Source organism: Verrucomicrobiota bacterium, assembly GCA_021413925.1.
Taxonomy (GTDB): domain Bacteria; phylum Verrucomicrobiota; class Verrucomicrobiia; order Chthoniobacterales; family UBA6821; genus UBA6821.
In genome coordinates, this window is the sequence record JAIOPL010000001.1 from 85,548 (window position 1) to 105,594 (window position 20,047).

The following is a 20,047-nucleotide window of genomic DNA, read 5'->3' on the forward strand; positions in this document are numbered from 1 at the left end:
GTTATTTCCCGTTGTGCTTGTTAAGGAGATAATCACCCGCCAGAGCAAACGTGATGTTCGCGCCAAGAGTCAGCATGGCTATAAGGAGCAGCAACTGCGCCACACATTCCATCAAGTGAAAGGGGTAGGAGTAGGAGGTTATGTTGAGGAAGGAGACTGTGGGATCGGCAAGGGCAAGCCCAGTAAAGAGACCTCCGAGAAGCATCAAGACGACCAGCATACCGAGCCCCACCAAGGTCAGGATGTAATGGCGTCCCGCGAGCACCGGACACCAGCAATCGCGCCCGAGGAGTTGGGGCAGCGACTCGTAAAGCACGCCGAAAAGTGGCAGGGAGATGGCTCCTAGGATCCAGAGCTGGGTCTTAGCCTCAGTGAAGGCGGTGAACCGGACAGCTCCGCTGACATCCGGCAAGGAGGCGAGCGCTCCGATCACGCCAACGATGACTAGCGCATAGAGCCCCATCAGCAGAAAGCGACCAGGAAGACTTGCAGAAACAATGACTTCATTGCGAGGCATCCCGAGGAGATTGATCGAGATCATGATGATCGGAATCAGGAAAAGGACTCCGGCGACCACACCGGCAGAAGTCATCCAGGCTGGAACGGGTCCTCCGATGAGGCGGTCCATGCCATTCCATCCTCCAAGGAGAAGAAGCATCCAGAACCCGAGAGTAGAAAGATTGGGACGGTTCATGAGGCATCCCAGAAGTCGGGGAAGCAGCGCATAGGCGGATGCAAGCGCCACTGGTAACAGCCAGAGGGCCAGCAGGCTGCCGCAGTACCATGATTGGATCGGGCCTTGAGCCGAGGCCTGAACAGGCTTCCAGGTGAGGAGGAGATTGGCCGTTCCGTAAACCCATGGGAACCAGCAGAAGGCAGCGACAAGATACCACTGGGCCACCTCGGCGCGAGGGTTGCTCCGGCGATCAAAAAGCAGAACCGCCCAGATTCCGATCAGCAGGAATGAGAGCAGGAGCATCGCGGAAGCCCAGTTGGGATACTCGAGCCATTCGACACCCGTGCTGTAGCCTGCGAAGATCGCGAGCGTTCCGAGTAGGACAGCCAGATTCCAAAGCACCGTTGCGCTGATGATCAACGTCCTGAGCAGCATGCCACCCATGCCCTGGCCATCTCCACCACCGAGAGGACGACCACAGAGGCGGGCCATGAGCCAGACGCCGGCGCCAATCGCAGCTTGAGAAGCCCATCCGTAGAGCATGAGATCGCGGGCCATCGGAGCAAGGCGACCGTAGTTCAGGAAGCTGATACCTCCAAGGAATCCGGGAGCGATCAACTTGATGGAAACAACAAGAGAGAGTAAACAGGCGATCACTAGCCAGTGGATGGCGTTTCCGAAGAGGATGATCACCGGCAAGCGGACCGAGGCGTCGATGGCCTTGTTGTCGACGGGTTCATGACCCGGCGCGGGATGATGATGGGGAAGGGTGTGATGGCTCATGGCAATGGCAAGGCTATGGTTGGCCCTCCTTGGGAGCTTTGTTCGCAGAGTTTTGCAGGGTCGGAAGGACCAGTTCCAGCGCCCTGCCGATCGGAATATGGACGATTCCCTTGGCTTGATCATTCCAGCCATAGGTGGTGAGGGCGTTCGAATCGGCGGCCTGAAGCTCCGCGAGATTCTTCGTACGGACGGCAGCCCGGTCTGCATCTTCCGTTTCCGTGGCGGTGTTAGAGCGGTTGAGCCAGAGACCTCCTAGCACAGCCGCGAGCAGTAGAATCAGAACTCCGATCCAGAGCAGAATGCCGGTCGATAACCGCGGGTTTTCAGAATTGGACGTATGATTGTGGCTCATCAGTCGATGTAGTTGACGGCCTCAGCTAGACGGGGATCCCGCGAGGGCCAGAGTGGTGAATCGCCGAGGCGCTTCAGGAAGAAGGCACTCAGCGTGCAACCGATCGCAAGAAGCGAGACGACGTCTAGGACGGCAGGGTGGAAACCTTCCGGATGCAACACGGGCAGGATCATTGTATAAACGTCCAGCAGGTGCATGCAAAGAATCCAGCCAGCGACCAGACCGAGGAATCCGGAGCTGGCCTTGGGACCACGGAAGAGCAGTAGGACAAAGGGAACCAAGAAGTGGCCGACCACGAGAATGATCCCCAGAACATTCCAGGACGAAGAGGAGCGCAGGACGTAGTAAACGCTCTCTTCGGGGATGTTCGCATACCAAATGAGCATGTACTGGACGAAGGCAATCCAAGACCAGAAAAGCGTGAAACCAAGCAGTAACTTACCAAAGGCGAAGTTATGCTGAGCAGTCAGCACTTTCTTAAGATAGCCGGCGGAGCGAAGTGCATTCGAGAGCAGTATGATGACGCAGAGTGCCGATAGTACTGATCCGGCGAAGATGTAGAGTCCCCAGATCGTTGAGTTCCACTTCCAGTTCAGACCCATGATCCAATCGATCGACCAGAAAGTGAGTGAGATGGCACCAACCGGCACCAGGAAGAAGGCGACCCTGCGATTACGGATGGTGTGGATGGCTTCGCCATCCTTGTCCTGAGCCAAGGAATTACGACGGAGCAGCAGTGCTCCAACTCCGAAGAGCAGGAAGTAAAAGACCGTGCGAACCCAGAAGAAATTCACATTCAGGAAGGCGGATTTTTCTGCCAGCTCATGGTTGGTAGAGGGCGACAAAGCCATCCATGTCCAGAGATCCGAAGCCACAAAAAGAAGCGGCACCAGCAGCAGGGTCAGAAGCGGCAGCAGACAGGAGATATTCTCCAGTTGTCGTCGGATTCCGACGCTCCAGGCCGCATCCACTGCATGATGAACGACGATCCAGAAGAGCGATCCGATCAGGATCGTGAAGAAGAAACACCCTGCAAACAACCACGAGAAAGCGAACTGGTGGGGATTCGCTAGCCCGAGGATCAGCGAGAGCAAAAGCGTGAACAAGGCTGTCACACAGAGCCCGACAAAACGTCCGCCGACATGCTTGTAGTCGAAGGTCTCGGCGGGCGGAAGGATTCCGGATGCCGATCGTGCTTGCTGTGCAGGGAGTGATTTGTGTTCAGCGATCATGGCTTGGCGGGGCCGGTTGTGGCGGAAGCCGCGTTGGTGCCGGTGAGTGCGGCACGACTAGCCGCGGGCACGTCGTTGATCGTCGCATTCTGCGAACGCTGCAGGGCGCGCATGTAGGCAACGATGGCCCAGCGGTCTGGCACCTGGATCACCGAACCGTAGCCCATCATCGTATTCTTGCCGTTCACGATCGTGTTGTAGATCTCGCCATCACTCATATCGCGAATGCGCTGTTGCTGTAGGTTGGCGACGCCGACCAAGCCATATTTTGTAGCGATACCATTGCCGGCTCCCGTGGCGCCATGACAGACGGCACACTGAATCTGGTAACGCTCGCGTCCCCGTTCCAGAGTAGCCATGGTCGCGGAGAAGGGAATGCCATTGCCCCAGTTCGTTCCGATCTTGCCCGTGTCGGCATAGTCCTGCTTGCCGGAGAAAACAACAACGCTGTAGGGACTTCCCATGGTAGCGATTCCCTCAGAGGCCTGAGCACTGGACTCTGGAGCCGAGTAACCAACAGGAACAGTCCCGGCTACATTCGCACGAGCGCCGCGTCCATCGTCATAGAAGTCGCTCGGGGCCTGCGCCTTGACTTTGTCCTGACGGACCATATCGGGGAAGATCTCGATCGGAGGACGCTTGGTCTTGTGCGGCAGAAAGGAGTAGTCGCGCAGTCCGGCGATGGAGACCACCAGGATGGTGATCAGGACAAGAAGGAAAAGGAAATAGCGTACCATGGCAATTATTTCTCTTCTGAGGCCTCCTGATGGATGGCGGTGATGTCACCGGCACCGAGTTCATGGAGTAGCTCGGTCAGGGCCGAGGTTGAGAATTTCCGGTCGCGGGCTTCTATGGCAATGAAGAAACCGCGCGAAGCATCCTTGGCAAAGAGATCCCAGGCAAACATCGGATTATTCCATCGGGGCATCCCCCCCAGCAGGATCATCCCCGTAACGGCCGTGATCGCGCCGATCATGAGGGTCAGGGCCACCACGATAGGAACGTACTGAGGCAGCGCCAGAAGATTGAGAGGCTTCCCGTCAACCACCAGTGGATAGATGATGCAGCTGGGGATCAGTTGCATCGAGAGAGCAATCAGGACCGCGGAAACACCCCCACCCAGGACGAGTAAGCTCAGGATTGATTTGGGGAGCTTCATCGCCTCGGCAAGTCCGTGAATAGGGTAGGGGGTGAAGCACTCGTAGAGTGAAACTCCCTCGTCGCGGAGGCGATCGACGGCATGGACAAGGGCCTCAGGCGTCTCGAATCGGGCTCCAAGAGCATAGAGAGGCTCCTCTTTGGAACCAGCAATCGGCAGGTGATGACCTTGAAAATGATTGCTCATCTCAGTGTGTTTCCTCCGCGGAATTGTTGGAATGACTCGCGCCAGCATGAGGCTGGGTACCTGGCAGGACAGCCTTCAACTCGTTCATGCTCATGATTGGCACAAACCGGATGAAGAGCAGGAAGAGGGTGAAGAAAATGCCAAGTGTTCCGGTAGCCGTCAGGATATCGACGATTGTCGGGTGGAAGTTCCCCCAGGAAGAAGGAAGGAAATCGTGCGTGAGCGTCGAGGTAACGATCATGAAACGCTCGAACCACATGCCGACATTGCAGAGGATCGCAAGAATGAAGACCAGCGGAAGGCAGCGGCGGACCGCCTTGAACCAGAAGAGTTGAGGCACCGTCAGATTGATCGAGAGGCAGGTGATGGCGTACCAGCTGCAACTGCCGGTGAAGCGCTCCCAGAAAGCCCCGCGCTCGAAAGGATTCGCGCTATACCAGGCATTGAAGAGCTCGAACACATAGACATAAGCCACGCAGGAACCCATCATCAGGAGGAGCTTGCAGACCTTGTCGAGTTGGGACGGGGTAATCAGATCCCTGAGCTGAGGATAGATCAATCGCAACGGAAGCAGCAGCGTCAGGATCGCCGCACTGCCGCTATAAACCGCGCCGACCATAAAGTAGAACGGGAAGATCGTGGCATGCCATCCAGGAATCACCGAGGTGGCGCAATCGCTGGCCACGATCGTAGTGACGGTCACCACCAGCACAGAGGTAAGCCCGGCTAGCAGGACATACATCATCTCGTAATGGCGCCATTGACGCGCCGTACCAAGCCATCCTAGGGAGACGATACCGTAGGCGAACTTGCGAACTTTTGTCGTGGCGCGGTCTCGAAGGACGGCCAGATCGGGAATCATGCCGGCGAACCAGAAGAGCGAGGAGACAGTCAGGTAACTCGTCACTGCGAAGACATCCCAGAGAAGAGGGCTCGAGAAATTCGGCCACATGCCATAGCTGTTCGGCACAGGGAAGAGGAACCAGACAAACCAGACGCGGCCGATATGGATCGCGGGATAGACGCCGGCGCAGATAATCGCAAAGACCGTCATTGCTTCGGCCGCTCGGGAGATCGAAAGACTCCACTTCTGACGTGTCAGAAAGAGCAGGGCCGAGATGAGGGACCCGGCATGCGCCATAGAAACCCAGAAGATGAAATTGGTAATATCCCAAGCCCAGAAGCAAGGGCTGTTTGATCCCCAGACACCCACACCGGTGCAGATCATGTAGAGGATGCAGGCTCCGCCAATCGCAGCGAAGGTGCCCGTGAAGGCGATCGCTGCATACCACCAGAGCGGGGTTTTCCCTTCAACAATTGAACAGACCGCGTCAGTTACCCAGAGGGGGCCGCGGTTGTTGAGTACCTGCGGCGGACGCTCCAAGACATGAAGGTCTGGCGTCTCAGTCTCGGCGGCAGTGATGATCGAAGGAGTGGACATGGACATGCTCGCTCTTAGGAATGGTCTGCCTGTTCAGCGCCACGATTCGCGGCGCCGACGAGATCGGCTCCCGGCATCGCAGGGTTGGGATTGCGGATCCTTGCCATGTAGGTCACGCGGGGACGCGTGTTCAGATAGGCAAGTGAGGAATAGGTGCGTGGGTCGGCCTTGGCCTGTGAGACGGCGCTCTTGGGATCATTGATGTTGCCGAAGACGATCGACTCGGATGGGCAGGCCTGCTGGCAGGCGCTCTTGAAGACTGGGAGAGGGGTCTTGGTGACATCACTGGCACCGGCCTTGACCGAGCGGGCGATCTTCGCCTCCTCGATGCGCTGGATGCAGAAGGTGCACTTCTCCATGACACCGCGCATACGGACAGTCACGTTAGGGTTCTTCGACATCTTGAGGCTGTCGGCCATTCCCTTCGGTGCAAGCGGTCCGTAGTAGAGCTCATCCAGCGGACGCTCGTTGTAGTCGAACCAGTTGAAGCGGCGGACCTTCCAGGGGCAGTTGTTCGCGCAGTAGCGGGTACCAATGCAACGGTTGTAGGCCATCAAGTTCAGACCCTCCTCGCTGTGGACGGTTGCGTTCGCCGGGCAGACCGCCTCGCAGGGTGCGCTCTCGCACTGCTGACACATGATGGCCATCGGGATCATCTCGAGGCTTTCCTCCTTATGATCCGCGCTCGCGAACCAGCGGTCGATGCGGATCCAGGCCATATCACGGCCGCGGCGGACCTGATCCTTGCCGACGACCGGGATGTTGTTCTCAGCCTGGCAGGCAACGATGCAGGCATTGCAACCGATGCAGGAGTTGAGATCGACCGAGAGCCCCCACTGGAGATCGGAGGTAAGGGGGGGATTCGGGTAGATGGAGATCGGCTCCGGCAGTTCGCCATCCATTTCGCGGGCGAATTCGGGCTGCTTCTGGAGGGTAGCAAGAGTTCCCGTACGGGCGAGGTTGCGACCTTCCATGTTCTGGTGCTCCTGGGTGCGGGCAAAGACGTAGGAATCCTTGGGCAGAGCCTGCACCTTGACGCCCGATCGGAAGCAAAGGCTTGAGGAATGACGCAGCGGGTAAGCGTCAAATCCAACGTTCTCCATCACATGGGAGACGCCCTTGCGGCCGTAGCCGAGGGCGATGCTCAGCGACTTGTCGACATGGCCGGGAGCAACGATCGCCGCGGCCTCGATCGAGCGGACTCCTGCAGTTATCTTCAGCCAATCACCATCCTTGATGCCAAGCATGCGGGCGTCGGCCGGGCTGACAAGAGCTGCATTATCCCAGACCAGCTTGGTGACATAGTCAGGGGTTTCCTGAAGCCAGGAATTATTCGCGTAGCGGCCATCATCGATGCTGGAACTGCGTAGGAAGACCACTTCGAAATCTTTGGAATCCAACTTCGGAGCCGACTGAACCGCAGCAAGCGCGGCGGAGGCACTAAAGGAAGGCTTGGAGACCGGCCATGCGGTTCTGGCCGCAAACCCGTTTCTCAGGAACTCATTCCAAGATGCATCGGAGCCATCCTTGGTCACTGATGAAAAGGTGGTTCGGACTACGGAAGGCCCGTCGACTTTCTCTCCGGCCAAGGCGGCAAGGATCTCGAGGGACGAAATGCCATTCCAGAGCGGCAGGATCATCGGCTGGACGGAGCAGATTGTTCCGTCGATCGATCGGGCATCGCCCCAGCGCTCGAGATAGTGGGCGGCAGGCACCTGCCAATGGGTCACCTTGCTGGTCTCATCAACGAACTGGGAGAGATGCAAGGTCTCGGCAACTCCAGACAGCAGGTTCGGAAAATTCAATTCAGCAGGGGCGGTGAGCACTGGGTTGCCCTCTAGGATGAGCAGGGTCTTGACCGAACCTGAACCCATGGCCTTTGCGAGATCGGCAAGCGTTGCGGCGGGCTTCATTCCGGTCTGGACCACATTGATGGTCGAACCAAGATTGCCGAGCGTGTTGTTGATGCCTAGGGCCATCGCCTGCACCGCGACGGACTGACCGGCTCCCAGTATCACAACTCCCTTACCCTTGGCTGAGATGAGGTCATCAGCCACGCCGTTTACCCATGCAGGGTCAAAAGAGACACCCGAAGCGGGATATGCCGCCGCCAGCGAGGAGAGGGATGTGTTGCCCGACTTCGTGGCGATGACCTTGGCTAACGCAGCAGTGAAGTCACCGATTTCACTGGCTCGCACACGGAGGCGATGGTCGGCCATTCCGCCTGTGAGCGAGAAGTGATTCTCGACCACATAAAGACGATTCATGGTTCTCCCATTGGAACCATTAGGATTGCGCCGCTTTGCAAAGCCCTTTGCGAATCCAAGTCCGCTCTCGGAGGGATTCAAGAAATCACTGCCTAGTGAGAGGATCACGTCGGCCTTCTTGAAATCATAAACGGGCCGAGCGCCGGCACCTAGCAGAGAGTCGAAGGCGGCTTCATCCGACTGGATCGCCTCATCCTGCACCCATAGAAGCTTGGGGAACTGGGAGGTGAGTTCCGTCCGGAGACGCTCGACGGTCGGTGAGTTCTCCTTGCCGACCACGATCGCAAGCCCGTCACCGCCATTGGTTCCCGCAGCAGCGCGGATCTTGGAGATTAAAGAGTCCAGGTCGGAGCGGGAGGCCTTGGCGAAGTCCCGGGTGATCTCCTTGGATCTGTAAGGGTCGTAGAGGCCCAAGATAGAGGCCTGGGCAAAGACGTCGGTCGAGCCGTTGCTGACGGGATGAAGTGGGTTGCCCTCGATCTTGGTGGGACGACCGTCCGAGGTCGTGATAGTGAGCGGCACAGCTCCCGCCGGGGTCGGCATGGAGCTGGCGTAGTAGAGGAACTTGCCGGGGATCGTCCACTCGGCGCTCTTCGCGAAGGGAACGAGATGAGCCTCGGGACGGCGGCAACCAGTGAGTCCGACGCCGGTCAGCGCGGTAGCTGCTCCCATCAGACGGACGAAGTCGCGGCGGGAGAGATTGTTATCCTCACCATCGGATCCCGCGGCGCCGGGAGTGAACTCGCGGGCGAGATCTTCGGCAAAGGCAGGCGAGTTCTCGCGCTCTCCCTGACTTCTCCAGAGGGCTGGCTTCAGATCACGCGTGGGATGTTGGAAAATCTTTTTCATCGGTGGCAGCCTCCGCAGTTGACGGGTGGATTGACCTTCCACTCCTCTTTGAACTTTGTTCCCAGCTCACGCTGCGCCTCGGGCGAGGCGGGATGCCAGTTCATGTTAAAGATCTCCGAGGGAGGGCGAAGGAAATTCTCAGGGGCGCGATGGCAGTCCAGGCACCACTTCATGCTGAGTGACTCGGCCTCGTAGACAACGCTCATCTCGTTTACTGCACCATGACAGCTGTAGCAGCTGACCCCACGGTTCACATGGACCGCATGGTTGAAGTAGGCGTAATCCGGCAGGCGGTGGATCTGCACCCAAGGAATCGGCTGGCCTGTCTCCCAGCTGTCGCGCACAGCGGCCAGACGGGGACTGTTCGGCAGGATCTTGCCCTGGCCATGGCAGTTGATGCAGGTCTGGGTGGCAGGCAGGTTCGAGTGACCGGCTACCTCGACGAAGCTATGGCAATAGCGACAGTCCATCCCGAGCTGCTTCACGTGCAGGGCATGGGAGAAGGGCACCGGCTGGTCGGGCTGATAGCCGACGCGGGTGTACTTCGGCGTGAAATAGTACCAGATCCCGAGAGTGATGGGTCCACCGATCACCAGGCCGCAGACAAGCAGCTGGAGCGGAAGCCAATTGGCCCATCTGGGAAAGAAATTCGACATTCGGGTGTTAGAGAAACGCCCGGATGGAGGAATTCTCAGGCCTGAACAGAGTAGAAAGTCAGCGGCCGAAGGCAAGAAATTTGCCGCAAAAAATCAAGAAGAGCCGAATGATCTCGCGCAGCCGTAACGTATGCGAAGCAACGGCCGGGCAAGCAAACGCAGAGAACGCAGAGAGAAGAAAATGAGAAATCTCTTTTTCCTGAATTCCTTATTTTATGCTCACGCCTATGATTGCGAAACATTCAACGGCATCCCTATGAAAAAAATGCTCCCGCTTCTGCTTTCAGTTTTCTTTTCGTTATTGCCACTCCAGGCCGCGCCTAAGCCTCAGACCAACCTTCCCAAGGCAACACTTTCCCTTGGGACCAACTCTCTGAATGCCCAGATCGCGGCCGATGATGCCTCACGGGAACTTGGCCTGATGTCGCGGACGAATCTCGGGACCGACGAGGCGATGGTCTTCGTATTTCCTCACCCCCGATCCGTCACTTTCTGGATGAAGGATACCCCGCTCCCACTCTCCATCGCCTACGTGGGTCGCTCGGGTATGATCTTCGAAATCCATGACATGAAGCCCTTCGATGAAACCCCCATCCCCAGCGCCTCAAGCGCCGTCATCTACGCAATCGAGACACCGGTGGGTTGGTTTGAAAAACACGGCGTGATGGCTGGCAGCACGGTCGGTGGACTTCCTTCTCCCGGCACGGCGAAGTAGGGAGTGGGGAAAAGTGGGAAAGTGAAAGGTTAGAAAGTCGCAACCCTTAGAGCATTTGCGGTTTTTTCTGACGCATGTACACGTGAAGATATCTCGCGCTGAGGCGCAGAGGCGCAGAGTTTTTAGACTAATGGCTGCGCTTCTTTGGAAACACATCTCCCTTGGAAGAAGTCGTCAGACCCCATTGTGAATCGATTAAATGATTCTCCGATTTGAGTGGCATAACGGTGACTATATTTTCTGGACCCCATCCTTTGTCTTTTCCTCCGCGCCTCTGCGACTCTGCGCGAGTCCTTTTATTCATCGACAGTCAAGTTGATCGCCCAAGCAGCCAAGAAAATCCACGAAATCCAATCCTGATAAGAACTCCCGGAGCATTCCTCTCGTTTGTGCCGTTCTTGCCATTCGTGGTTTCAACAATTCGAACTCTCCAACAAAAAAACCCGCTCCTTTTCAGGAAGCGGGGTTTATTTGAAAGCGTCTTGGTTTAAGCTGAGCGCTTGCGGCGGTAGGCCACCACGAGGGCTAGCGCACCGAGGCCCATGAGGGCGTAGGTGGAGGGCTCGGGAATGGCATCGTAGGTGTAGTCGATAGAGACGCTCCCAGAAGCAAACATTTGACTGTAATCGACCGTCGTATTGCCCGAGTTGTCGGACGTTAGCACGAAGGGCTGTACTAGCGTTGAAGACAGCGTTCCCGTGCCAGTGAAGAACTCGGCAAACGCGAACAGGTTGTTGTTCACGGAACCGAGGGACTGCGGATTCAGGCCCAAGTTGAAGGATTGATTGGAATTCGTTGCAATTGTAAACTGCATGGCCGGGATTGTCGTCAGGGTGGTCTGCGCGGTCTGCTGCGCCGACGGCGCTCCTAAACCGCTGAATGTCAGCCGCAGGCGATCCTTCGGGTTGGAGAGAGTCGCAGGATCGACTAGGTCGGAGTTGAATACGTCGAAAGAACCGGTCACCGTCCCATCAATGATCAATGAGATCCCCGTCAGCGTGCCAAGCGCAGAATCGAACTGGTTCCAAGTAAGGACCAGGGAATTGGTGGATAAACTACTAAACGACTGCAACTGGTTGATCGTTGCGGCGTTTGCTGTTCCAGAGGCTAGAATGCCGCCAAGGCAGAGCGCGGCAAGGAGGGGTAGGGGCTTTTTCATGGGTGCTATAAAACTAGGCAGAACAACTAGAGTGTCAAACGGTATTTTTTGAAAACAGACATTGTGGTTTTTCTCCAGAAACAGCCCAAAGAGAGCCTATAAAAAACCCCGCTTTCCCTTTCGGGAGGCGGGGATGTTTTTCGGCCTCTGACCTAACAGTCTAACAGCCTACAGTCTAATAGCCTGTTTGATGGAGGCTCTGCCTCCATCAAACCTTCAGCTCCTCATTGGTCTGCGCATTCGCGACAGTGAACTTCTCCACATGGAGTGTCGGGTCGGACTTAAAGGAGAGTCGACCGGCGTACTTGCGCTCGATGTCGATAAGGAGTTCCTCGTCCTCGGTGCGGAGGCGGTTGAGAAGCTCCGGATGAACGGTGACCTTAAACTCATGGATCTCCTCCTGGTGACGCTTCATGAGAGTGTGAAGCGCCCGCTGAAGCTCGACGCTCATGGTCATTTGGCTCTTCACGACGCCCTTGCCGTGGCAATAGGAGCAGTTCGTGTAGAGCGAGCTGGAGAGACTCTCTTGAGCTCGCTGACGGGTCATCTCCATGAGGCCGAGCGCGGAGATTGGGAGAACATGGGTGCGGGCCTTGTCGCGACGCAGGCGGTCGCGCATGCGCTGGTAGACGGCTTGCTGATCCTTACGGTTCTTCATATCGATGAAGTCGACAACGATTAGTCCGCCGATATTACGCAGACGCAGCTGGCGAGCGACCTCATCAGCCGCCTCCATGTTGGTTTGGAAGATGGTCTTGTCCATGTCCTTGCTACCCTTGTTCCGCCCAGTGTTCACGTCGACGGCGATCATGGCCTCGGTCTCATCGATGACGAGATAGCCGCCGCACGGTAGCCAGACCTGGCGCAGGAAGGCGTTATCGATCTGAGTCTGAACGGCGAAATTGTCGAAGATAGGCTTCTGGCCGCTGTAGAAGTGGATCGATTTCTTGGCGCGCTTGGAGATCTGGCCTACGAGTTCCTGCATGCGTTCGCAGGCCTTGATGTCATCGACATGAACGGCATCCACACTCTCTGTCAGGAGATCGCGGACCGTACGATCGACCAGATCGGGCTCGAGGATCAGTGTGCTGGCGGCCGGCTTCTCGGCCATCCCCTTCTCCACTTCGCGCCACTGGTCGAGCAGGAAGCCGAGATCGCGGACGAAGAAACGGGCCTTCTGCCCCTCTCCTGCGGTGCGGATGATAATGCCCATTCCCTCAGGCAGGGTTAGCTCGGTCAGGATCTTACGGAGACGTGCGCGCTCCTTAGGATCCTCGATCTTGCGGGAGATGCCGCACTGGTCGTTGAAAGGCATGAGGACCATGTAACGGCCAGCCATGGAAATGTTGGTGGTGATCCGGGGCCCCTTGGTGCCGATCGGTCCCTTGGTCACCTGGACCATGATCTCGCTTCCGACAGGATAGACATTGGGGATGTCCTTGGCGGTGATCTGCGGCTTCTTTTTTGGGTTGCTTCCTCCTCCTGCGCGCTGGACGGTCTCAATGCCGCTATCAAGAGCCGCCGGGATGGCGTCCCAGAAGTGAAGGAAGGCGTTCTTCTCGAAGCCGATGTCTACAAACATGGCCTTGAGGCCATGCTCGATGTTGCGGACCTTGCCCTTGAAGATGCCGCCGACGATGTTGCGCTCGCTGTCGCGCTCGATGGAGTATTCTTCCAGCTTGCCGTCCTCGAGGAGGGCGACTCGTTTCTCGAGTTTCTCGCAGCTGACGATTAGCTCGATGCGGGGGCCTGATTTTTTGACGCCTAGGAGGCGTTTGACGGTTTCAATGATGCTCATGGAATTAGGTTATTAGGGGTTTAGGGGTTAGGTAATTAGACTGAAGGCTGAAGGCTGTTGGGTCAGGTTGATGAAGAATGAGACCTGAAACTTGAAACCTGAATGACTGCACTGCAGAAGGCAGCAATTCGAGGTTTAATAAACAGATCGTGAATTGATGTTTTTGGTTTGGGAGGTTGGGTTGTTGGGGCGTAGCTATGGAAGGATGAGACCTGAAACTTGAAACCTGAATGACAGAAAAGGCCGGCCAACCTAAGTGAAAGCTGCAGGTTTGAATTGGGTTTTTTTTGTCGAATCGTTGCGTTGTGTTTGGAGTAATTTGGGAAATTTCAGCTTTCAGGTTTGCTTGCCCGGCCGTTGCTTCGCATCCGTTACGGCAGGTTTCTGATCGCCTAGTTCGATTGTTTCGGAACGGCCGAGCGGCCGCCACCTAGGAAGTTGAAGAATTTCTGAAGTCCTCCTTGAGCCTGGGGTTTCCGGTTTTTCACATGGCTGTCGGCATCCTCCCGGATATCAGGCTTGGCTGCAGGGGTGCCTCCATTTGATCCGTTCCCGGACTCGCGAGATTCCTCGGCTGCAGGATCTGGAGAGGTGGCGCTGTCGCCTCCGTACTGCGCGGGGAGATCCCGTGAGAAGTCGATTCCGGCAATCGGCTGGAAGTTGCCAATAGCCGGGCTAATTGCCTCCAGCTTGACCTCCTGCCCTTTCTCCATGGCGGTGATCTGCTCCAGGATCTTCGCGGCGATCGGGGCGGGCACGGAGCCGCCGGATTTACCACCCTGGACAAAGACGCAGATGACATAGCGAGGCTTATCATAAGGGGCGAAGCAAATGAACCAGGTGTGGTAGTCCTTGATGCCATTGCGCCAGAACTGCGCGGTGCCGGTCTTCCCTGCCACCGGCACGTCCTTGACCCGTGCCTTGCGGGCGGTGCCGTCCGAGTCGTTGACGACCCGCCACATCCCCTTGCGCACCTTCTCTAGCTGATCGGCGGTGATTCCTGATTCCTTCAGAAAGTCGGTGCGGATCTTGACTGGCTCCTCCTTAACCACCGCGCCATCCTGACTCACGACCTTCTCGACGAGGTGTGGCTGATAAACGATGCCGCCGTTGGCCACGGTCGCGGCCATGTTGGCCACTTGCAGCGGGGTCGCAAGGACGAAGCCCTGGCCGATCGCGGTGTTGGCCGTGTAGCCGGGGCTCCAGCGTTCGCGGGGATAGTTCTGCGCAAGCCAAGCGGTGCCCGGCATCACACCCGAGGCCACGTTGTTGAGCGGGAGTTCTGTCTTCTGGCCCAGACCAAGCATGCCACCTACCGCGTCGATCTGGTCGATGCCGGCGGCATTGCCGTACTGGTAGAAGAAGGGATCGCAGGAATTCTTGATAGCCGTGGTCAGGTCCTGGCGGCCATGGGGCGGCATGGGAGGCTTGGCGGTGAGTACCCAGCACTTCATGTACTTGTTGCCGTACTGGACGCCCCCGGTGCACTCGAACTGCCTATCGCCAACACCCGCGCGGATACCGGCCAGCGCGGTGCAGAGCTTGAAGGTAGAGCCAGGCGCGTAGGCGTTCACCGCTCGGTTCATGAGGGGATCTGTCTGGTCTTTGGCGAGTTTCTCCCAGTCAGCCTTGGAAATCGAAGGAACGAACTGATTAGGATCAAAGGAGGGTACCGAGGCCATGGCCAAAATCTCTCCGGAGTTCGGATCGAGCACGATCGCCGCCCCGCGACCGACAACACGGAGGGCCTTCTCCACAATGAACTGGATGCGGGCGTCGATGGTCAGGCAAACCTTGGAACCTTGCTTCGGCTCGATCCTCTTGGTCTCCCCATCGATGACCCCATGGGCGTTACGCTGAAGAAATTTGGTCCCGGGCGTGCCGCGGAGGACATCGTCGTAGGCCTGTTCGATCTGCGCTTTTCCCTCCACATCGGGCTGGTAGAAATTGAACTGAGCCGCCTCCTCCTTGTTGATCTCCTTGGGAAGGCCGACATAGCCGAAGAGATGAGCGGCCAGGGCCCCATAAACATAGTGCCGGACGGGCTTGAGCGTCACCGTAACACCCGGAAGATCGAGGCTGTTCTCGCTGAACCGGGCCATGGTCTCGAAATCAAGGTCCTGGCGGTAGACATAGGGAACCTCGGCGTTATCGCGGAAATGCACCTGCAGCTTGCGGCTATTATAGTCACCGGCAAGCCCCAGCTTCTCGAGGTGAGGAACGATCGACTCGTTGATGATCTTCACGATGTCGGGCTCGGATTTGAGAGCTCTCATGCCGTGGTCGAGTCCCCAGTACTTGCGGATGGGCACCTCGTCATGCTCTTCCTTCCAGGCACGGACGATGTCGGGCAGGTAGAACTCCACCTCCATGCTGGCCCGGTTCTCGACTAACGGCACCCCTCTGCGGTCGCAGATCTCGCCGCGCACGGCCGGGAGCCTAACCGTCAGCTGGGAGTGTCCCTTGATGCGGCCCTTGTAGTCGGCATACTTGTAAATCTGGACATACCACATTCGCGCCAGGAGCAGAACGAGTGAAAAGGCCAGAATCCCCCTGAGGATGAGGATCTTGCGTAGCGAGTCGTCGAACAATTTCATGGCCTTACCTGCTGAAATTGGGTTTTTGGGGAAGATGGGCCTCATCGATGAAGACTGGCACCATTTTCCGAAGCGTGAAGTAAAGCAGCGGCGCGATCAGCAGTGATGCCGCCGAGGGAATCACGATCCGAAGCAGAACCGTCATCTCCAGCGGAAATCCTCCCCGTCTGACACAGAGCACCAGGAATTCAACGCCCAGGAGTGACAAGGTCACCACGGCACTCCCAAGGGCATGAACTTCCCATCTCGTCCCATGGGTCGCCTCACTTGCCATTTGGAGAACAATCGCCCAGACCAGAAAAAACACAACGGGCACCGTGAGTCCGAGTTCCGCCTGCCCGGACTGGATCTGCAGCACTACGAGTCCCTGGACCAAGGCGGTCGCCAGCGCGAAAAAGAGCGCGGGCACAAGAGGAAGAGCCATCGCCCCGAAACAAAAAACCACGGGAAGCAGCAGGATCCTAGCCTGGAAGGGCGGAATGGCTGGCAGCAGATCCTGGACGGCCACGGCAATCGGCAGCAGGAGCAGGAGAATGACGAATAGAATGGCTTGCCTCATTTCGCGCCGGTGACAATGAAGACCTCCTCGAGCGTGCCGAGATCGGCGGAGGGCTCGAGGATGGCTTCGCCATCAAGTTCGCGGGCGTGAAAACTTTTCACCGTGCCGAGAGCGATGCCGGAGGGGAAGATCCCTCCGCTCACACCCGCCGTGTAAACTTTCTGCCCGGGCTGAAGATCAGCCAGTTTGCTCAAAAACGTCAGACGCAACTCACCCACCGGGTCACGCGACCCTGCACTGATTCCCTGTTCCTTGGTTCCCTCCACCTTGGCTGCCACCTTGCAGTTTTCATCCGTAACCAGAAGCACCTCGGATAGGTTGCCGGAAACGGCCGATACCTTCCCGACCAGCCCCTTGTCGGTAATCACCGGCATGTCAGGCGCGATGCCATCGGCCGAACCTCGGTTGATCTTGATCGTGCTCCACCAGACGCCGGCATCATGGCCAAGCACCAGCGCAGGAACGAGGCGGAACGAGGAGCGTTCCCGGTAACCCAAGACCTGTCGGAGATGATCGTTGTCCTGCTGGAGATCGCGCAGTCCGTTATTCTCCGCGCGGAGCTTTCGGTTCTCGGCGAGCATCCGCTCATACTCTGCCTGGAGTTGATCCAGTGACAGAAGATCCTTGCCGAGAGTGCCGATGCTGCTTTTCACCGCACTCCCCGAACGGCTGATCGGCGAGATAACTCCGAGCAGTCCGGACTGGAGCCATGTCAGGGTGCCGGATTCGAGCAGGCAGACGGCGATCGCGAGCACGGTGAAAACGACAAGGGAGGCGATCTGGATTTTTTTCATCCCGATAGTGTTCCTGCTGGTGATTTCCTGATCGTGGCCCCGGAAAGGGAGTGGAAGAGATCCGGGAGGGGATTACTCCGCCATCCCGGAAACGGCTTCAGGCCCTGGGACGATCGACTGCGGCGACGGCCCGCAGGAACTCGATTTCCTGAAGGGCCTTGCCGGTTCCTTCGGCCACGGCGCTGAGCGGATCTTCGGCCACGTGGACTGGAAGCCCCGTCTCCTCGGCGATAAGCTTGTCGAGCCCGCGCAGAAGGGCTCCGCCGCCTGCCAGGACAACTCCGCGGTCGACGAGGTCGGCGGAGAGTTCGGGTGGGCAACGCTCGAGGGTGATGCGGATCGCCTCGACGATGCGAGAGACCGGCTCCACGAGGGCTTCGCGGATCTCCTGTGACGTGATGGTGATGGTCTTGGGGAGTCCGGCAACCTGATCGCGCCCTTTGACCTCCATGGTGAGTTCCTTCTCCAGGGGGTAGGCACTGCCGAGACGCAGCTTGATCTCTTCCGCCGTGCGCTCGCCGATCAGCAGGTTGTAAGCGCGCTTGAGATATTGGGTGATGGCGTCATCCAGCTCGTCGCCCGCAACACGCACACTCCTACTGAAGACGATGCCTGCCAGCGAGATGATGGCCACTTCGGTGGTGCCACCGCCGATATCGATGATCATGTTGGCGGCGGGATCTGTGACAGGAAGCCCAACGCCAATTGCGGCAGCCATCGGCTCCTCGATCAGGTAAACCTCGCGAGCCCCGGCATGCATAGCCGAATCTTTCACGGCACGCTTCTCCACCTCAGTGATGCCGCTTGGCACGGCGATCACGACACGGGGACGGACAAACCGACGATTGCCATGGGCCTTGGTAATAAAATGCCGGAGCATCGCCTCGGTGATCTCAAAGTCGGCAATGACACCATCCTTGAGGGGCCTGATCGCGGTGATATTACCGGGCGTGCGCCCGAGCATGCGCTTCGCCTCTTCGCCAACCGCAAGCACATGGGTTGTGCCCGCCTTAACGGCAACAATGGAGGGTTCGCGAAGGACGATGCCCTTGTCCTTGACATAAACCAAGGTGTTGGCAGTTCCGAGATCGATGCCGATGTCACTGGAGAAGAATCCGAAAATTTTATTAAACATGATGATTATAAGTGGCTGAAAGTTAGGAAGTCTTGAATGAAATGAAGCCATGCGATGACAGACCCCGTCACGACGACCCATTTCCGAAAAACTCGGCGGGCTCTCATGACACGGAGTGCAATCTTAAAGCTGCAACCTATGCAATAAAACCATGGCACGAGCGCGTCAAGCACCCCTCTCCTAGAAATACATGGGGAACTCCCGGACCAGTATGCTTCGAGATGACAAGAAAAGCCGCCTTGCGCAAATAACTGCAGGCGATGTGTAGCCGACTCGCAGGTGATTGGGGGCGATTTTGCGTGAGTTGACCTGCCGGAGCACCCATACTAATCACCTTTATGGCCAGTATCTTTGGAACTCTCTTCCGTGTCTCCACTTGGGGTGAATCCCATGGCGGAGGAGTCGGCTGCGTCATCGACGGCTGTCCCTCCCGGCTCCCTATCACTGCGGAGGAGATCCAGGTCGAGCTTGACCGGCGTCGCCCTGGCCAGAGCGACATCGTCACCCCGCGTCAGGAGGAGGACAAGTGCCGCATCCTCTCCGGAGTATTTCAGGGCCAGACCCTCGGCACTCCGATCCTTGTGGCCGTCGATAACAAGGATGCGCGCCCCTCGGCCTACTCCGAGATGGAGACGATGTTCCGCCCCTCGCATGCCGATTTCACCTACCAGAGCAAGTACGGCATCCGGAACTGGGAAGGCGGTGGCCGCTCTTCCGCACGCGAGACCATCGGCCGTGTGGCCGCTGGCGTCGTGGCGCGCAAGGTAATCCGCACGCTTCACCCGGCCTATGAGGTCGTCGCCTACGTCCGCTCCATCCACGATCTGGACTCCGAAGTCAACCAAGCGACCGTCACGACAGCTCAGGTCGATGCCACCCCGGTGCGCTGCCCTGATCTGAAAGCCGCCGAGGCGATGATCGCCCGCATCAAGGAAGTCCGATCCCAGGGCGACAGCATTGGCGGCACCATCGAGTGCGTCGTTCGCGGAGTCCCTCCCGCTCTGGGCGAGCCCGTCTTTGACAAGCTGGAGGCAGACCTTGCCAAGGCGATGATGAGCCTTCCCGCCACAAAGGGATTTGAGATTGGTAGCGGCTTCGCGGGAACACGCCTCACTGGCAGCGAGCACAATGACGCCTTCGTCATTGAGGAGGGGAAAGTCTCCACAGCCACGAACCGCTCCGGCGGCATCCAAGGTGGCATCAGCAATGGCGAGCACATCTTCTTCCGTGTCGCCTTCAAGCCGACCGCCACGATTGCGAAGATTCAGCAGACAGTCACCGTAGAGGGAGAGGCTGCCGAGTTGGCTGCACGCGGGCGCCACGATGCCTGCGTCCTGCCGCGCGCCGTCCCTATGGTCGAGGCGATGGTACATCTCGTGCTCTGCGACCACCTGCTCCGCCAGCACGGCCAGAATGTCCTCCCCTGATTCCACCCAATTCGTTCAATTCGTTCCTTTGGCAGAGGCTCTCCGTGAGCGCCTTGCAGTCATTGCAGATCATGCGCACAGGGATCGGGATGCCGAGGGTCATCTGAAGCGACTCATCGAGGTTTCCGGACGGATCGACGCGCTGATCGCTGCGTTGCCTGCAAGCCAACTCGACCCCCAGTTCCACCACTACCTCGAGCGCCGCAGTTACGACAAAGCTCTTGCCTGGATCGAAGAGTCGGCGGGTTAAACGCCGACCCCC

Annotated in this window: 17 protein-coding genes; 3 read left to right on the forward strand and 14 right to left on the reverse strand. The window is 57.9% G+C overall.

Going from position 1 to position 20,047, the window contains the following annotated elements; translation table 11 throughout:
- Position 1: 1 nt before the first annotated feature.
- From K8R57_00435 to K8R57_00470, 8 genes are read right to left on the reverse strand one after another with little or no spacing between them, the layout of a single operon-like run.
- A complete protein-coding gene (locus K8R57_00435) occupies positions 2 to 1,459 on the reverse strand; it encodes a cbb3-type cytochrome c oxidase subunit I (GenBank protein MCE9586767.1) in 1,458 nt (485 codons plus the stop codon).
- 13 nt (positions 1,460 to 1,472) lie between these two features.
- Complete coding sequence (locus tag K8R57_00440; GenBank protein ID MCE9586768.1) at positions 1,473 to 1,811, reverse strand: hypothetical protein; 339 nt, start codon at positions 1,809 to 1,811, stop codon at positions 1,473 to 1,475.
- The gene (locus K8R57_00445) at positions 1,811 to 3,043 is read right to left on the reverse strand and encodes a hypothetical protein (protein MCE9586769.1); all 1,233 of its coding nucleotides are present in this window, start codon (positions 3,041 to 3,043) and stop codon (positions 1,811 to 1,813) included. The genes K8R57_00440 and K8R57_00445 overlap by 1 nt, the downstream gene beginning before the upstream one ends.
- The gene (locus tag K8R57_00450) at positions 3,040 to 3,780 is read right to left on the reverse strand and encodes a cytochrome c (protein MCE9586770.1); all 741 of its coding nucleotides are present in this window, start codon (positions 3,778 to 3,780) and stop codon (positions 3,040 to 3,042) included. Before K8R57_00450 ends, K8R57_00445 begins: the two co-directional genes overlap by 4 nt.
- A 5-nt stretch (positions 3,781 to 3,785) precedes the next feature.
- The gene (locus K8R57_00455) at positions 3,786 to 4,388 is read right to left on the reverse strand and encodes a DUF3341 domain-containing protein (GenBank protein MCE9586771.1); all 603 of its coding nucleotides are present in this window, start codon (positions 4,386 to 4,388) and stop codon (positions 3,786 to 3,788) included.
- Position 4,389: 1 nt separating this feature from the next.
- Positions 4,390 to 5,829, reverse strand: coding sequence for a polysulfide reductase NrfD (gene nrfD, locus K8R57_00460; protein MCE9586772.1), 1,440 nt, complete (start codon positions 5,827 to 5,829; stop codon positions 4,390 to 4,392).
- 14 nt (positions 5,830 to 5,843) lie between these two features.
- Positions 5,844 to 8,945, reverse strand: a complete 3,102-nt coding sequence (locus K8R57_00465; GenBank protein ID MCE9586773.1) for a TAT-variant-translocated molybdopterin oxidoreductase — start codon at positions 8,943 to 8,945, stop codon at positions 5,844 to 5,846.
- On the reverse strand, positions 8,942 to 9,601 hold the full coding sequence (locus tag K8R57_00470; protein MCE9586774.1) for a cytochrome c family protein: 660 nt from the start codon (positions 9,599 to 9,601) through the stop codon (positions 8,942 to 8,944). Before K8R57_00470 ends, K8R57_00465 begins: the two co-directional genes overlap by 4 nt.
- A 256-nt stretch (positions 9,602 to 9,857) precedes the next feature.
- Between K8R57_00470 and K8R57_00475 the strand changes: the two genes are divergently transcribed.
- The gene (locus K8R57_00475; protein MCE9586775.1) at positions 9,858 to 10,316 is read left to right on the forward strand and encodes a DUF192 domain-containing protein; all 459 of its coding nucleotides are present in this window, start codon (positions 9,858 to 9,860) and stop codon (positions 10,314 to 10,316) included.
- 487 nt (positions 10,317 to 10,803) lie between these two features.
- Here the strand turns inward: K8R57_00475 and K8R57_00480 are convergent, their stop codons facing one another.
- From K8R57_00480 to K8R57_00505, 6 genes are all read right to left on the reverse strand, one after another.
- The gene (locus K8R57_00480; protein MCE9586776.1) at positions 10,804 to 11,475 is read right to left on the reverse strand and encodes a PEP-CTERM sorting domain-containing protein; all 672 of its coding nucleotides are present in this window, start codon (positions 11,473 to 11,475) and stop codon (positions 10,804 to 10,806) included.
- Positions 11,476 to 11,683: 208 nt separating this feature from the next.
- Positions 11,684 to 13,267: an Rne/Rng family ribonuclease gene (locus tag K8R57_00485; GenBank protein ID MCE9586777.1), complete on the reverse strand. Its 1,584-nt coding sequence runs from the start codon at positions 13,265 to 13,267 to the stop codon at positions 11,684 to 11,686.
- Positions 13,268 to 13,665: 398 nt separating this feature from the next.
- Entirely contained in the window at positions 13,666 to 15,870 is a 2,205-nt protein-coding gene (gene mrdA / locus K8R57_00490) for a penicillin-binding protein 2 (GenBank protein MCE9586778.1), read from the reverse strand.
- 4 nt (positions 15,871 to 15,874) lie between these two features.
- Entirely contained in the window at positions 15,875 to 16,429 is a 555-nt protein-coding gene (locus tag K8R57_00495) for a hypothetical protein (GenBank protein MCE9586779.1), read from the reverse strand.
- Positions 16,426 to 17,223, reverse strand: coding sequence for a rod shape-determining protein MreC (gene mreC / locus K8R57_00500; protein ID MCE9586780.1), 798 nt, complete (start codon positions 17,221 to 17,223; stop codon positions 16,426 to 16,428). Before mreC ends, K8R57_00495 begins: the two co-directional genes overlap by 4 nt.
- Before the next feature lie 97 nt (positions 17,224 to 17,320).
- Positions 17,321 to 18,358: a rod shape-determining protein gene (locus K8R57_00505; GenBank protein ID MCE9586781.1), complete on the reverse strand. Its 1,038-nt coding sequence runs from the start codon at positions 18,356 to 18,358 to the stop codon at positions 17,321 to 17,323.
- Between the two features lie 338 nt (positions 18,359 to 18,696).
- Here K8R57_00505 and aroC point away from each other — a divergent pair, with 338 nt between their 5' ends.
- Both aroC and K8R57_00515 read left to right on the forward strand, forming a co-directional pair.
- Entirely contained in the window at positions 18,697 to 19,785 is a 1,089-nt protein-coding gene (gene aroC, locus K8R57_00510) for a chorismate synthase (GenBank protein ID MCE9586782.1), read from the forward strand.
- Positions 19,772 to 20,035: a hypothetical protein gene (locus K8R57_00515; GenBank protein ID MCE9586783.1), complete on the forward strand. Its 264-nt coding sequence runs from the start codon at positions 19,772 to 19,774 to the stop codon at positions 20,033 to 20,035. Before aroC ends, K8R57_00515 begins: the two co-directional genes overlap by 14 nt.
- Positions 20,036 to 20,047: the final 12 nt, after the last annotated feature.